Below are 13,991 nucleotides of genomic sequence, written 5' to 3'. Positions count from 1 at the left end.
CGGGTTCGGGTACGGCGGGGCGGGTGCCGCGGTCAGCCCACGCGGAGTGCGTCCGCCGCGGCCTCCAGCGAACCGGCGTCGACCGCGAAGTACGCCCACTTGCCCCGCTGCTCGCGCGTGACCAGGCCCGCGTCGGCGAGCAGTTTCATGTGATGCGAGACTGTGCCCTGCGAGAGTCCGACCGGCTCGGTCAGGTCGCAGATGCATGCTTCTCCGCCCTCGCCGGCGGCGATGAGCGACAGCAGCATCACGCGGGTGGGGTCACCGAGCGCCTTGAACACACGCGCGACCTGCGCGGCGCTCTCGGCCGTGAGTGTCGACGTGATGCGGGGAACGCAGCAGCCGGTCTGGTCGATCGTGGCGGGAAGGGTCACACCGACAGTGTCGCACGTATTGACATTCATCGATAGATGGTTGAGGGTTCACATTGAAGACTTTCAATCCGAGGAGATGTGATGCCCGAGCTTCCTGTCGTCGTGATCGGAGCCGGCCCCCAGGGGCTCGCCGCTGCCGCACATCTGGTCGAACGCGGCATCCCGGTGATGGTGCTCGAAGCGAGGAACGCGCCGGCGGCGGCCGTGGCGGAGTGGGGGCACGTGCGGCTCTTCTCGGAGTGGCCTGAGCTGATCGATGGGGCGAGCGCCCGCCTGCTCGCACCCACCGGGTGGACGGCGCCGACGACCGGCTACCCCACCGGAGCGCAGTGGATCAGCGGTTACCTCGCACCCCTCGCTGCGACTCTGGGTGAGCACATCCGGTACGGCACGCAGGTCGTGGGAGTGTCACGGCTCGGCCGCGACCGGCTCGTCGACGCCGACCGGGCGCTGCAGCCGTTCACGGTGCACGTCCGACCCGCGGAGGGCGAGGAGTACCGCGTGCACGCCCGCGGGGTCATCGACGCCTCGGGCACGTGGTCGTCTCCGAACCCGGCAGGAGCAGACGGGCTGCCGGCCCTGGGCGAGCGGTCGGCCGCCGACCTGCTGTCCTACCGAATCCCCGACGCGCGCGACCGCGCAGGCTTCGAGGGCAGGCACACGGTCGTCATCGGCTCCGGTCACTCGGCGGTGACCGCCGTGTTGGCGCTGGCTCGCATGGCGCGCCGCGATCCGCGCACCACCGTGACGTGGGCACTGCGCCGCGCCTCGGCGGGGAACGCCTTCGGCGGTGGCGCGGCCGACGAACTGCCCGCCCGCGGAGCGCTCGGAGCCACGGCACAGCGGTACGTCGACTCGGGGCTCGTCTCCCTCGTCACCGGGTTCCGCGTCGAGCGCATCACCCGTGAAGACGATCGCCCGGTGCTGATCGCCGAGGACGGGCGCACCCTTCGCGCCGATCGCGTCGTGGCGCTCACCGGCTTCCGCCCCGATCTGTCGTTCCTGTCGGAGCTGCGGCTCGAGCTGGATCCCACACTGCAGGCGCCGGTGCGCATCGCGGCCGAGGTCGATCCGAACCTGCACTCGTGCGGCTCCGTCGCCGCGACCGGGGCGGCCGACCTGGCGCAGCCCGAACCCGACTTCTACCTCGTCGGCGCCAAGTCGTACGGGCGCGCGCCGACCTTCCTCGCGCTCACCGGATACGAGCAGGTGCGCAGCGTGGTCGCCGAACTCGCCGGCGACCACGAGGCCGCCCGACGCGTGGAGCTCGTGCTGCCCGACACCGGCGTCTGCGGCGGAGCGGGCCTGTTCGACGCACCCGGGGCGACGGCCGGCGCATCCTGCTGCGCCCCTCCCGTGCAGGTGCTGCAGATCGGGCGCGCGCCGGCGACCGTCTGACCGCGACCCGCGCGCTCAGCGATCGAGCAGCGCCGTGCGGATCTTCTCGGCGACCGCCTCACGCAGCGGTCGCACGGCCGCAGCATCCCACGACTCCGGGTTCGGGAACGACCACTCCAGCACCTCGCCCCGCGGCGTGGACGGCAGAGTGAGGCCCGGCTTCATCAACACGACGATGTCGGCCGCATCGAGGTCCTCGGCCGTGACCGCGCGCGGGACCCGGTCCGTGATGTCGATGCCGAGTTCAGCGACCGTGGCCGCCACGGCCGGGTTGACCTCGGCCGCCGGAGACAGGCCCGCGGAGTCCACCGCGAACCGGTCGCCGGCGAGATGCGCGAGGAGGGCCGCGCCCAGTTGCGAGCGACCGGCGTTGTGCTGGCAGAGGAACAGGACGGTGGGAGTGGTGTCGGTCATGAGCATCTTTCTGAGGCGGGGTCAGCGGGCGGCGAGGCGGGGCACGAGTTGCGCGATGCGGCGCTCCAGCTCGTCATAGGCGGCGTCGAAGGCGGCATCGGTGCCCACCCGCACAGGGTCGGGGACGGACCAGTGCAGGCGCCCGGCGACACTCGTCGGTTCATGCGCAGAGATCTCTTCGTGGGCGCCGATCTCTTCGTGGGCGCCGATCTCTTCATGGGCGCTGTCGCACACGGTGACGATGAGATCCGAGGCGGTCACCACCGACTCCAGGGCACGCGGGGGTCGGTCGGGCAGTGCCAATGCGTGGCGATCGGCGGCGGCGATCGCGCCGGGAGCGATCCGGTCGGCGGGGTGCGTTCCGCCGGATGCCGCGGGGATGCCGCTGCGCGCCGACCACAGCGCTGCGGCCAACTGCGACCGGGCGGAGTTCGCGGTGCAGACGAACACCACTCGGGTCACGCGTTCGGCGCCTCCGGGGGTGAGTCCGTGAAGCGCATCGTCACTGAGACGGACGTAGCTGCGCCGCTTGTCGGCCTCGGAGCGAGAGCGCGACACCATTCCCGTGGACTCGAGCACGTTGAGGTGGTGGGTGACGAGGTTCGACGGAAGGCCCAGCGCGAGGCGGACCTCGGTCGGCGACAGATCTCCCCAGGTGAGCAGATCGACGATGCGCAGGCGCGACGGGTCACCGAGCGCCGCATGTCGGGCAGCGCGCGCCACCAGCTCGTCATTTCTCTCAACGTTCATTGTCTCAATCTTGACTGTACTACCGTGCCCAGGTCAAGATGAGGCGACATGAACCTCGACATGAACCTCGACATCCCCTCACCCTCGACCACCGCCCGCCCTCCCCTGCTGCGTCGAGCGGCGGCCGAGTTCCTCGGCACCGGCCTGCTCGTGACGATCGTCGTGGGCTCGGGGATCGCGGCTCAGCGCCTGTCTCCCGACGACATCGGCCTGCAGCTGCTCGAGAACAGCCTCGCCACGGCGCTCGGGCTGACGGTGCTGATCCTGATGCTCGGGCCGGTGTCGGGCGCGCACTTCAACCCGGCGGTGTCGGTCGCGGACTGGCTGCTGGGCCGTCGCGCCGGAACGGGCCTTCCGCTGCGCGACCTGGCACCGTATGTGCTGGCTCAGGTGCTCGGCGGCATCAGCGGCACGCTGCTCGCGGGCGCGATGTTCGAGTCCGCCCCCGCATTCTCGACGAACGCCCGGGCCACCGGTGCTCACCTGATCGCCGAGGTGGTCGCGACCGCAGGGCTCGTGCTGCTGATCTTCGCGCTCGCTCGCACCGGCACCGGATCGGCCACGGCTGCCGCGGTCGGCGCCTACATCGGGGCGGCGTACTGGTTCACCAGCTCGACCTCGTTCGCGAATCCCGCGGTGACCGTCGCCCGCATGTTCACCGACACGTTCGCGGGCATCGCCCCGGCATCCGTCGTCCCATTCGTCGTGGCCCAGCTCCTGGGCGCGGCGATCGGCCTCGCCGTGCTGCTGTTCCTCTACCCGTCCGCCGCCCGCACAGCGGGCGACGTCGTCGTTCCCCCGCAGCTCGAGAAGCAGTCCTGAGAGGCCCCCCATGCACCTTGTCGTGATCGGCGGAAGCGACGCCGGAATCTCCACCGCCCTACGCGCCCGTGAACTCGACCCGTCCGTCGATGTCACCGTCGTCGTGGCCGACGCCTACCCGAACTACTCCATCTGCGGCATCCCCTATTACTTCTCGCGAGAAGTGCAGCCCTGGCAGTCGCTCGCCCACCGCACCCATGCCGACCTCGAGGCCACGGGCATGACTCTGCGGCTCGACACTCGCGCCACCGGCATCGACGTCGACGATCGCCGCATCACCGTGCGCGACGCGCACGGCTCGGAATCCACGATCGCGTACGACGAGCTCATGGTCGGCACCGGGGCATCGCCCTCCACCGCCGGCATCGCGGGGCTCGACCAGCTCGGCCCCGACGACGGCGTGCACCTGCTGCACTCGATGGGCGACACCTTCGCGCTCGAGAAGTACCTCGACGAGCACCAGCCTGAGACGGCGATCATCGTCGGAGCGGGCTACGTGGGCCTCGAGATGGCCGAGGCGCTCACCGTGCGCGGCCTTCGGGTCACGCAGCTGCAGCGCGGACCCGAAGTGCTCTCGACCCTCGATCCCGAACTCGGCTCGCTCGTGCACGACGAACTCACCCGGCACGGCGTCGAGGTGATCACCGGCACGCGTGTCGACGCGATCGCGCGCGACACGGGAGGACTCGTGGTCGCCGGCAGCCGCGACGAGGCCTCCTTCTCGCGCCGTGCCGACGTGGTGCTCGTCGTCGTCGGAGTCCGGCCGAACACCTCGCTCCTGACCGCAGCAGGTGCGCAGACCGGTGCCGGGGGTGCGGTCGTCGTCGACGAGCGCATGCGCACCGGCCTGCCGCACGTGTGGGCAGCCGGCGACGGCGTGGTCACCCACCACCGTCTGCTCGGGGTCACCTACCTTCCCCTCGGCACGACGGCCCACAAGCAGGGTCGCGTCGCCGGCGAGAACGCGATCGGTGGAGACACCCGCTTCACGGGAAGCCTCGGTACGCAGGTGGTGAAGGTGTTCGATGTCGTGGCCGCGCGCACGGGCCTGCGCGACCACGAAGCGGCCGCCGCATTCTCGCCGCACAGCCACACCGCGGTCGCCGACGACCACAAGCGCTACTACCCGGGAGCGACGCCCATCAGCATTCGCGTGACGGGCGACACCCGCGACGGCCGTCTCCTGGGCGCACAGCTCGTGGGCGCCCGCGGTGCCGAGATCGCGAAGCGCGTCGACACCTACGCGACCGCGCTGCATCACGGCATGACGGTGGCGGCGATGAGCGAGCTCGATCTGTCGTACACGCCCCCGCTGGGCTCCCCGTGGGATGCCGTGCAGATGGCCACCCAGGCGTGGGAGCGCTCGACCCGCTAACCCTGCGCCCCGGGCGGGGTCACATCCGGGCGTAGCGGGCGCGGGCGAAGCAGAACAGGCCGTACAGAGCCAGACCCGCCCCGACGACCCACAGGATCACCGCACCGAACGGGAGTCCGGCGAGCGCGCGCAGAGCGGCGTCCAGACCGCCCGCGGCCTCGGGGTCGTGCGTCAGCGCCGCCACCACGAACAGGATGCCGGCCACGCCCACGGCGATGCCCTTGGCGATGTAGCCGACCGTGCCGAAGGCGATGATGCCCTTGCGCGCAGGCTCCGCCGGCAGGTTCAGGTGTTTGGTGAACGCCTGCGTGATGCCGCGCACGATGAACGCGATGCCCACTGCGGCGACGCCGAGCCCGACCAGCACCAGCAGCACGACGCCCGCGGGTGCCGCGAGCAGGCGCGCGCTGAACGACTGCGACGAGTCGGACGACTGCGACTGACCGCCCAGCGCGTAGACGACGGCGGTGGCCGAGATGGCCAGGTACGCCGCCGCGGTGCCGAGGAACTTGAGGCGCAGGCCCCAGCGCTTCTTGCGGTCGGGCTCGCGTTCGACGATGGCCTCGGCGATCTGCCAGATCGCGAGCGCGAAGAGTCCGAGCACGATCACCCACAGCAGGAAGACACCCGCGGGTGACTGCTGGATCTGCTGCAGCGCTCCGCCCTGGTCGGCGTTCTCGCCGCCCCCGCCGGTGGCGATCGAGATGGCGATGGCGCCGATCAGGATGTGCAGGACGCCGAGGACGACGTAGCCGATCCGCGCGGCGATGCGAAAGGCCGAGGAGTCCTGGGCCGCACGAGCGGTCGAGGCGGGCGAGGAAGAGGAGGTCATGGTGTGCCGGAGCCTTCGATCGGTGTGTCGTGAGACCGCAGGCCGGGTGACCGCGAGTCGGAAGAAGAGATGTCGGAGGACGGGATGTCGGAGGATGCGGCGCTGACGGCACGGGCGGCGTGGCGGCGGCGCACGACCCCGACCGTGACCCACACCAGCAGGGCGACGGCGATGCCCTCGAGCAGGCCCGCGACCACATCGCTCAGCCAGTGGGCGTGCAGATAGGTGCGGCTCCACATCATCGCGAGCACCCAGAGCGCGCCGAGGACCCAGACGTACCAGCGCCGAAGCACCAGAGCGAGGATGAGAGCGACGGTCGTCGCGACCGCCGTGTGCCCTGACGGGAACGAGGTGGCGACGCTCTCGGCGAGCGAGTCGGCCGGGCGGGTGCGACCGATCACCGCGGCCATGGTGGCGCCGATCGCCACGACGACGATCATGGCGATCGCGAGGGTCGCGGCATCCCCCCGTCGTCGGCGCCACAGCAGCAGGCCGATGAGCAGGAGCCCGACGAGCACCATGCCGATCGTGCCGCCGACCACGGCCAGCACCCACGCGACGACCAGCCCCGGCTCGTTGAACGTGTCGTCCATCAGGTCGTTCCACCCGATGTCGAGCGCGAGCGGCTCGTGGCCGTTGAGCGCCACGACGACCCGCAGCACGACGAACGCGGCGACGGCGACGAACGCGACGACGAGACCTGTGGCCTGGTCGCGCGGGCTCATGACCCTGACCTCGTTCACGGGTTCGTCGAGCTTCCCTGGTTCACGCGGCATCCTTCGTCGTGCTTGTCATCGACGTCGTCGCCTGTGCGCTGAGCCGGGCACGATCGATCCGATGATGCCGGGACGATCATAGTCCGCACCCCGGACACCGCCAGGGGTTCGTTTGCGCGGCCGGACGAATGTCGGTCGGCGCGGTTATCGTCGGCGTCGTGGCGGAGCCGGTGCAGCAGTGGTGGGCGAGAAGGCAGTTCTCGCGCGGCAGAGACGTGCCCTATGAGGTGGGCGCGTTCCGGTCGGGGTGGTCGGCGTACCCGGAGTTGATCCGGCAGTACCACCCGGAGCTCAACCACGGGGTGGCGCTGTCGCAAGTGCCGCTGGCCGCCGACGTGCTGCTGTGCTGGGAGTGCGGCATGGGGCACCGGTTCGCGGCGACGCCGACCGAGCAGCGCGAGCGACCGGGGCGGGTACGTCGACGTTCGGCGTGGTGCCCGGAGTGCTCGGCGCTCGCCCGCCCGCAGCCGGTCGTGCTGGGTGAGGCGCGAGCGATCCCGGCGCGGCCACGCAAGGCGGCGCCGCCCCTCTGCACGAAGACGCCCGATGTGCCGAAGGGGACCGCGTTCCTCAGCGCCTGCGCCCCGAAACCGGCGTCCGCCGCCGAGCAGAGACTGCGTGCGGCCCTCACCGAGCGCCTGGTCTTCACCGCGGGCGTGAACGCGGTGAAGGTGGTGCGCCCGTTCTTCCGCCACACCGAGGTCTGGCCCGACATCCTGCTGCCCGAGCTCCGCGTCGCGCTCGAGTACGACACCGTGGGCCGGCACGGACTCGAGCACGTCGGAAAGCGCGAAGAGACCGACCGCCGCAAGGACCGCGCATTGCGCGGTGCCGGATGGGAGGTCGTGCGGGTGCGCACCGGCGCGCTCGAACCGCTCGGACCGCACGATCTGCAGATGTCGACGGTGAGCGCCCGCGGGGTCGGACGCATCGTCGACCGGCTTCGCGACATCCGCGGCGCACTGATGGTCGACGCGTACCTGCGCTGACTCCCGCACGGGCGATGTCGGCGGGCCGTGCGACCATCACCACGACGAGAGGAGGCGGCATGCGCGATCAGGCGACGGTGCTGCACGCCGATCTCGACGCGTTCTACGCCTCGGTCGAGCAGCGCGACGCCCCTGCCCTCCGGGGCAGACCCGTCATCGTCGGCGGCGGAGTGGTGCTAGCAGCGAGCTACGAGGCGAAGGCTCGCGGGGTGCGCACCGCGATGGGCGGGCGGCAGGCGCTGCAGCTGTGTCCGGATGCCGTGGTCGTGCCGCCGCGCATGGAGGCGTACTCGGCGGCCAGCCGCGACGTGTTCACGATCTTCCGCGACACGACGCCGCTCGTGGAAGGGCTCTCGATCGACGAGGCGTTCCTCGAAGTCGGCGGTCTCCGGCGTATCGCAGGCACACCCGAACAGGTCGCCGCGCGGCTGCGGGAACGCGTGCGGGTCGAGGTCGGCCTCCCCATCTCGGTCGGCATCGCACGGACGAAGTTCCTCGCGAAGGTCGCGAGCGCCGTCAGCAAGCCTGACGGACTGCTCGTGGTCGAGCCCGAGCGCGAAGAAGCGTTCCTGCTGCCGCTGCCGGTCGAGCGGCTGTGGGGTGTGGGCGCCGTCACGGCCGAGAAGCTGCATGGGCTCGGCATCCGCACGGTGGGCCAGCTCGCCGAACTTGAGGCGGCGACGGCCGAGAAGCTGCTGGGCAAGGCGGTCGGCGCACACCTCCACGCCCTTGCGCGGCTGCGCGACCCGCGTCCGGTCGACACCACCCGCCGCCGCGGATCGATCGGGTCGCAGCGGGCCCTCGGCAGTCGTCCGCGCCCACCCGAGGAGCTCGATCTGATCCTCACCCAGATCGTCGATCGACTGGCCCGCCGACTGCGCGACGGCGAGCGCGTGTGCCGCACGGTCGTGCTGCGCCTGCGCTTCGGCGACTTCACCCGGGCCACGCGCTCGCGCACGGTCGGCGCCTCCACCGACCGCACGGCGACCCTGCTCACCGTCGCCCGTGCGCTGCTCGCCACGGCTCAGCCTCAGATCGCCGAGCGGGGCATCACCCTCATCGGCATCTCGCTGTCGCACCTCGATCACGCCGACCGCGTGCCGCCCGAGCTGCCGATCGACTGGGGCGACGAGCAACGCCTCGACACCGTGCTCGACACCCTGCGTGATCGCTTCGGCGCCGCCTCGGTCGCCCGCGCCACGCAGCTCGGACGGGATCCCGGCTGGTCGTCGCCGATCCTGCCCGAGCACGAGTGAGCGGCTCCCGCGGGCCGGGCACCGGTCAGACGGCGGTGTCGGCCCTGCGCATCGCGGCGACCCGTCGCGCGATCTGCCGCGGACTGTGCGCGGCGACGCGCATCCGCCGACCGCCGTACCGTACGCCGCCCCGCACCCGCGCACCGATCGCGATCCACGAGGTCACCGCGCGCTCGCCGACCCAGAGCGGCGCCCACAGTGCAGCGGTGGCGGGGAAGACCGCCCGCCCTCCGGCTCGGCGCCGACCGCGCTCGGCCAGCGCGACGACCCCGAGCGCGAGCAGCACGAGCGACCCGGGGTGCCGGCGCAGCATCCACACCATCGGCAGGATGCCGGTTTCGACGACCAGCCGTCGCGGCTGCGCCAGGCTGTCGTACGCCTGACGCACGCGCTGCGAGAGAAAGTGGTGTGCTGTCGGCGGGCGGCGCACGACGAAGATGTCCGGGCGGTCGCTGACGACGCCGCCCGCGGCCCGGATCGTGCGCTCCATCTCGAGGTTCTCGAACAGCACGTCGCCGTCGTACCCGCCGCTGAAACGCAGGGCAGAGCGGCGCAGCGCGTACGTGCCCGGATAGTCGCCGGCGAGCGCGCGGTTCAGCAGCGTGCGCGCCGTGTCCCAGCGGGCGTGCCACGGCAGCGGCACGAAGTGGTTCTGCGGCTTCACGAGCGCGGCGAATCCGAGATCCGAGACGACGGCTGTGAGCGCTTCCCGGTCGTAGCGCACGTCGTCGTCGGCGATGACGATGTGCTCGTGACGCGCGAGGGCGATCCCGGTGAGCACGCCGCGCACCTTGCCGTTCCGCTCCGCTCGCGCCGGGTCGACGGGGATGTGGCGCACGAGGTCCGCCCATTCCCGCGCGTGCCTGGCGAAGCGCTCGCGATCCGACCCGTCGACCACCGTCACATCCGCCCAGTCACGCAGCTGACGCAGGTAGTCCGTGAGCTCGTCGAGCCCCGCATCGTCGCCCCAGCGCAGCGGCAGGATGTACTCGATCACGCGATCGCCGCCGTGGGTACCTCGCTTCGGTCGCTGAGCGAGCGGAACCGCGTGTCGCTCGACAACTCCCGCCGCAGCTCGTCGTGGTTGTCGATGCAGCCGTTGACGACGCCGGCGATCCCGCACATGTCAGACACCCCCTGTGGTGTCGTCGGTGCGGATTCGTCGAGGGGAAGAGTTGTCGTTCATGCCTTCGGTCATACGCATGCCGAGCGCTGTCACATCGGGCCTTGACTAACGGGCAGAGGCTCGTTCCGCAGAAATCCGTCACCCGTGAAGTTGCTAGACGATCTTGATACTAGGCAGCTTTTACATTCACCTGTATGGTGTTCGAGTGCACCCGACACACCCGACCGAGAGACGAGCGCGCGTCGAGATCGACGGCAAGGAATTCACCCTCGCTCCCGACTGCGACCTCGTCGAACTCATGGACCAGTTCGAATCGGCGTCGAGATCGCAGCCGACTTTCGTCCATCTGCACGGAGGCGACAAGACCGTGAGCGTGCTCGTCGCACCGTTCACGAAAGTCGTGATCACCGTGCAGCACGCCCGACTCACTCAGCCCGAGGCGGAACCCCCGTTCATCCGCCCCGGCGAGTGGACCCTCTGACCGCAGACCTCCCGAGGTGTCAGCAGAACGCGTCGGGTCCGCCCCATCCGCCGACCCACGCCTCCACCCGCGGAGCGGGACCGACCGGGTGCACACCGACGGCTTCCACCCGCTGCGTCTCGAAGCCCTCCGCCGTGCCCCATCGCCGAGCGCGATGCGTCGCGCGCCGCGAGCGCAGCACGCCCAGCGGTGACCCTTCGGCGGAGACGAGTTCGACGGTGCCGACATCCCCCGCACCGAGCCGGGTGACGCACTCGATGATCCACGCCGGTTCGAGCACGACGATCGGATGCTCGAGCTCCCAGATCACGCGGGCGTCGGGCTCCGCCCCACCGACCACCACGCGAGGGTCGCCCGCCAGGGCGCTGACCTCCGCATCGACGACCACCCGCGCCCGCGGGAACGCGGCCAGAAGCGAGTCGACCGCCACGAACAGGGCCTCAGGCGTGTGGGCGCCGCGAAGTCTCACGACGAGGTCCGGCGCCTGCGGCAGCAGACCTCGCGCCGCGGAGCCCGTCACGGGAATCGACGAGACGAGTCTGATGGTCTGGGCGTTCGCGCGCTCGAGTCCCGCGCTGTCGCGCGCCGCCCAGTCGGGGCCGTCATGCCAGGCGACCGCGCTCGGCACGTGGGCGAGCACGGCACCGGACTGCCACATCCGATGCGCCCACTCCCAGTCCTCTCCTCCGTACGAGGTGAAGGACTCGTCGAATCCGCCGACCTCGTCGAACAGTTCTCGCGAGCAGGCGATGACCGCGCCGATGACGAAGCGGTACGAGCGGTCGTCGGCGTCACGCAGGTTCCGGCTGCGGGCATACTCCTCCGCGAGCCAGGCCGGCTCCGCCAGTTCACGGCCGGATGCCGCGTCGATCACCGGCACCTGCGGGTCGATGCCCGCGAAGTCCGCATGCCGCCGGCGTCCGACGGTGACGGCGTCGGGAAGCAGCGCAGGAAGCCGAGTGAGCGCGCGCACGTAACCCGGCTCCGGGGTGGTGTCCGCGTCGAGAAAGCACAGCACGTCACCGCTGCTCGCGCGCACGCCGAGGTTGCGCACCGCGGCGAGGCGGAAGCCGCGGTCCTCCTGCCGGACCAGAGTGACGCCGCTCGGGACCGAGATCTCGCCCGCAGAGCCGTCATCCGCGACGATGATCTCGAGGAGCTCGCGCGGATAGTCCTGCGCGGCGAGCGCATGCAGGGTCCGGGCCAGCTCCGCCGGCTGGTCGTAGTGCGCGACGATCACCGACACCCGCGGCAGCACCTCGGGCGCGACCCCGTCGAGCGCGTCCCACCGGTTGCCGACGACCCCGCGGGGCCGCGTCATCGGCGCAGCCCGTCCCACCAGCGCAGGTACGCCTCGGCCACCTCGGTCCACGACTGGGGCAGCTGCGTCATCCCATGCCAGGTCGCCGCGGGTCGCATGGCGGCGTCGCGCACCGCGCGCGCGAGATCGGACTCGTCGACGGTCTGTAGCGTACCGGGGCGCAGCGCCGCCATCTCGTCGATGTAGCGGTTGCGCACGGCGACAGGTCGCCGGCCCCAGCCGATCCACGAGGCCAGAGAGCCGGATGCCGAGACATGCCGGTGCGCGATCACCGGAACTGAGACGGCACGGCCTCGTCGGGCGATCTCGTCGTCGTCGAGCCAGCCGGTCACCTCGACCGCGACGCCTAGGGCGCCGGCACGTCGGACGAATTCCTCGAGATCGGCGGCATGCCCGTCGGAGGCCCTCCCGAGGACGGTCAGCTTCGCGATCCCCGCGGCGGCCGCAGCAACAGCCGCCTCATCGTGCCCCTTGCCGGGATAGAAGTAGCCGAGCACCGCGACGGAGTCGTCCGGCGTCGCCCGCGGCACCTCGGCCTGCAGCGCGACCGGAAGAGGGATGCTCGTGATCGGCCCCGACCACACGTCCTCCTCGCGCAGCAGCGAGTGTTCGTGCTCGCTGTTGACCACGACGCCGCGCGCCGCCGCAGCCACGGCGGCATACGCCGCGCGCCGACGCGGGAGATTGCGCTCGCCGTCGGATGCCTGCGGCACGTCGTGCAGCGTGACGCTGACCGGCCGACGCGCGGCGATGAGACCGAACGCCTGCGCCGCCTTCTCCGGAGAGTCGCCCCACAGGCGATCCGTGAAGTGCACGTGCAGCGCACTGCCGTCATCGGCCGCAGCGTCGAGATCGGCGGCGTTGAGATCCGCCGCATCCACGACCTCGATCGATGGCCGCACGGCACGCACCGCGGCGGCCATGTCGCGGGCGTACATCGCCACCCCGTGCTCACCCGAGTGCACGAGCAGCTGCGGCGTTCCGCTCACCGGGCCCGCCACACGTCGAGAAGCGAAGCCAGGCGTGTGAGCGCAGCGTCGACGAAGGCGGGGTGCGCGGCGTACCAGGCCAGATGCGCGGCGCGCACCTCCGCATCGTCGACCGCAGCACCCTCGACGATCCAGTGCGCGCGCGGCTCGTCGGGCAGTGACCACGCCTCGACGACCGCGGGCTCGATCGGCGCCTGCACGGAATCCAGCAGCGGCCGGCCCGGGTCGGTCAGAGCGCCGCCATGGCCGAGCATCTCGAGCACGCGGGCACCCAGCGGCACCCACACGGCGTTGCCCGGGTGATTGATCGTACGCATGTGATCGGTCGTGACCGCGTCGAACAGGTCCGTCACCGGAACGTCGGCCTTCTGCTCGCGCTCGCGGAGGCTGTCGAGCGACATCTCGCCCACGGCCCGGACCGCCACGGGATCCAGCGCGGCGACGACCGGAATACCGGCGGCCGCTGCGAGCGTACGCACGTCGTGATACGCCACGAGCGGCGGGTCGCCCTCGACGCCGGGCACGCGGATGGCGGCCTGGAACGGATGCAGCCCACCGAAGCGCACCGGGGGCACGGTCAGCACGCGGGCATCCGTGACGGCGGCGATCTGACGCGTTCCCAGCGGCAGATCGCGATAGTCGTCGCGGATCGGCTGCGTCACCACGGTGGCGGCGAGACGGACGATCTCATGCAGGCGCGCGGTCTCGGCGGCATCCATCTCGTGCACGGGAGGCACCCGCACGAAGCGGTGCTCGGGAGCATCCATCACCAGGCGCAGCGACTCGGCCTGGCAATTGCCCAGCGCGACGCCGAATCGCTCGGGCAGAGGATCGAGTCCGAAGAACTCCGAATAGTGCTGACGCCGCGCTAGCACCTGCGAACCGACCGGCGCAACGGCTGTGCCGAGTTCAGGATCATGCGTCATGATACGAACGTATACCTTCGATCTCATCAGTCCTGCGCCCCCCTTGCACTGCGGTGTCTTCGTGACCGCGATACGCGCACGTCAGGACTTCAGCCCTTCCAACGGAGAAACACATCGTCACCGAACCCGCCCTCATCCGCGTCTGCTCGATTCCGGCCGTCC

16 protein-coding genes are annotated in these 13,991 nt (G+C 71.1%); 6 read left to right on the top strand and 10 right to left on the bottom strand.

The genetic code is table 11. The annotated features are described in order from the left end of the window. Window positions 1-32: 32 nt before the first annotated feature. On the bottom strand, window positions 33-374 hold the full coding sequence (locus AC2D10_RS14375; protein WP_484708647.1) for an ArsR/SmtB family transcription factor: 342 nt from the start codon (window positions 372-374) through the stop codon (window positions 33-35). An 81-nt stretch (window positions 375-455) separates the two neighbouring features. On the opposite strand from AC2D10_RS14375, the gene AC2D10_RS14370 reads away from it, so the two are divergent. Continuing rightward, on the top strand, window positions 456-1,772 hold the full coding sequence (locus tag AC2D10_RS14370; RefSeq protein WP_484708646.1) for an NAD(P)-binding domain-containing protein: 1,317 nt from the start codon (window positions 456-458) through the stop codon (window positions 1,770-1,772). A 15-nt stretch (window positions 1,773-1,787) separates the two neighbouring features. Here the strand turns inward: AC2D10_RS14370 and AC2D10_RS14365 are convergent, their stop codons facing one another. Both AC2D10_RS14365 and AC2D10_RS14360 read right to left on the bottom strand, forming a co-directional pair. Further along, window positions 1,788-2,186 carry an arsenate-mycothiol transferase ArsC gene (locus AC2D10_RS14365; RefSeq protein WP_484708645.1) on the bottom strand — a complete coding sequence of 133 codons (399 nt, stop codon included), beginning with the start codon at window positions 2,184-2,186 and terminating at the stop codon, window positions 1,788-1,790. Window positions 2,187-2,207: 21 nt separating this feature from the next. Continuing rightward, the gene (locus AC2D10_RS14360; RefSeq protein ID WP_484708644.1) at window positions 2,208-2,936 is read right to left on the bottom strand and encodes an arsenate reductase/protein-tyrosine-phosphatase family protein; all 729 of its coding nucleotides are present in this window, start codon (window positions 2,934-2,936) and stop codon (window positions 2,208-2,210) included. A 48-nt stretch (window positions 2,937-2,984) separates the two neighbouring features. Here AC2D10_RS14360 and AC2D10_RS14355 point away from each other — a divergent pair, with 48 nt between their 5' ends. Both AC2D10_RS14355 and AC2D10_RS14350 read left to right on the top strand, forming a co-directional pair. Continuing rightward, window positions 2,985-3,758, top strand: coding sequence for an MIP/aquaporin family protein (locus AC2D10_RS14355; protein WP_484708643.1), 774 nt, complete (start codon window positions 2,985-2,987; stop codon window positions 3,756-3,758). 10 nt (window positions 3,759-3,768) lie between these two features. Then, a complete protein-coding gene (locus AC2D10_RS14350) occupies window positions 3,769-5,133 on the top strand; it encodes an FAD-dependent oxidoreductase (protein ID WP_484708641.1) in 1,365 nt (454 codons plus the stop codon). Between the two features lie 19 nt (window positions 5,134-5,152). Here AC2D10_RS14350 and AC2D10_RS14345 read toward each other — a convergent pair whose 3' ends face one another. Then, window positions 5,153-5,965 carry a DUF1206 domain-containing protein gene (locus tag AC2D10_RS14345; protein ID WP_484708639.1) on the bottom strand — a complete coding sequence of 271 codons (813 nt, stop codon included), beginning with the start codon at window positions 5,963-5,965 and terminating at the stop codon, window positions 5,153-5,155. Continuing rightward, the gene (locus AC2D10_RS14340; RefSeq protein WP_484708638.1) at window positions 5,962-6,690 is read right to left on the bottom strand and encodes a phosphatase PAP2 family protein; all 729 of its coding nucleotides are present in this window, start codon (window positions 6,688-6,690) and stop codon (window positions 5,962-5,964) included. Before AC2D10_RS14340 ends, AC2D10_RS14345 begins: the two co-directional genes overlap by 4 nt. 209 nt (window positions 6,691-6,899) lie before the next feature. Between AC2D10_RS14340 and AC2D10_RS14335 the strand changes: the two genes are divergently transcribed. Then, entirely contained in the window at window positions 6,900-7,730 is an 831-nt protein-coding gene (locus AC2D10_RS14335; protein WP_484708636.1) for a zinc-ribbon domain-containing protein, read from the top strand. A gap of 59 nt (window positions 7,731-7,789) precedes the next feature. Beyond that, complete coding sequence (gene dinB / locus AC2D10_RS14330) at window positions 7,790-8,986, top strand: DNA polymerase IV (protein WP_484708635.1); 1,197 nt, start codon at window positions 7,790-7,792, stop codon at window positions 8,984-8,986. Window positions 8,987-9,011: 25 nt separating this feature from the next. Here the strand turns inward: dinB and AC2D10_RS14325 are convergent, their stop codons facing one another. Both AC2D10_RS14325 and AC2D10_RS14320 read right to left on the bottom strand, forming a co-directional pair. After that, window positions 9,012-9,983: a glycosyltransferase family 2 protein gene (locus AC2D10_RS14325; RefSeq protein ID WP_484708634.1), complete on the bottom strand. Its 972-nt coding sequence runs from the start codon at window positions 9,981-9,983 to the stop codon at window positions 9,012-9,014. Next, complete coding sequence (locus AC2D10_RS14320; RefSeq protein WP_484708633.1) at window positions 9,980-10,111, bottom strand: hypothetical protein; 132 nt, start codon at window positions 10,109-10,111, stop codon at window positions 9,980-9,982. Before AC2D10_RS14320 ends, AC2D10_RS14325 begins: the two co-directional genes overlap by 4 nt. A 206-nt stretch (window positions 10,112-10,317) precedes the next feature. On the opposite strand from AC2D10_RS14320, the gene AC2D10_RS14315 reads away from it, so the two are divergent. Beyond that, on the top strand, window positions 10,318-10,593 hold the full coding sequence (locus AC2D10_RS14315; protein ID WP_484708632.1) for a hypothetical protein: 276 nt from the start codon (window positions 10,318-10,320) through the stop codon (window positions 10,591-10,593). Window positions 10,594-10,612: 19 nt separating this feature from the next. Here AC2D10_RS14315 and AC2D10_RS14310 read toward each other — a convergent pair whose 3' ends face one another. Genes AC2D10_RS14310 through AC2D10_RS14300 form a run of 3 tightly spaced genes read right to left on the bottom strand, consistent with a single transcriptional unit; the run spans window position 10,613 to window position 13,829 of the window. Beyond that, window positions 10,613-11,914, bottom strand: coding sequence for a glycosyltransferase family 2 protein (locus AC2D10_RS14310; RefSeq protein WP_484708631.1), 1,302 nt, complete (start codon window positions 11,912-11,914; stop codon window positions 10,613-10,615). After that, window positions 11,911-12,903: a hypothetical protein gene (locus AC2D10_RS14305; RefSeq protein ID WP_484708630.1), complete on the bottom strand. Its 993-nt coding sequence runs from the start codon at window positions 12,901-12,903 to the stop codon at window positions 11,911-11,913. The genes AC2D10_RS14310 and AC2D10_RS14305 overlap by 4 nt, the downstream gene beginning before the upstream one ends. Beyond that, the gene (locus tag AC2D10_RS14300; protein ID WP_484708629.1) at window positions 12,900-13,829 is read right to left on the bottom strand and encodes a WcbI family polysaccharide biosynthesis putative acetyltransferase; all 930 of its coding nucleotides are present in this window, start codon (window positions 13,827-13,829) and stop codon (window positions 12,900-12,902) included. Before AC2D10_RS14300 ends, AC2D10_RS14305 begins: the two co-directional genes overlap by 4 nt. Window positions 13,830-13,991 lie beyond the last annotated feature (162 nt).

Source organism: Microbacterium sp. PI-SA-G, assembly GCF_057215335.1.
Note: the sequence above shows the minus strand (reverse complement) of the source record. Positions and strands in the feature narration are given on the sequence as shown.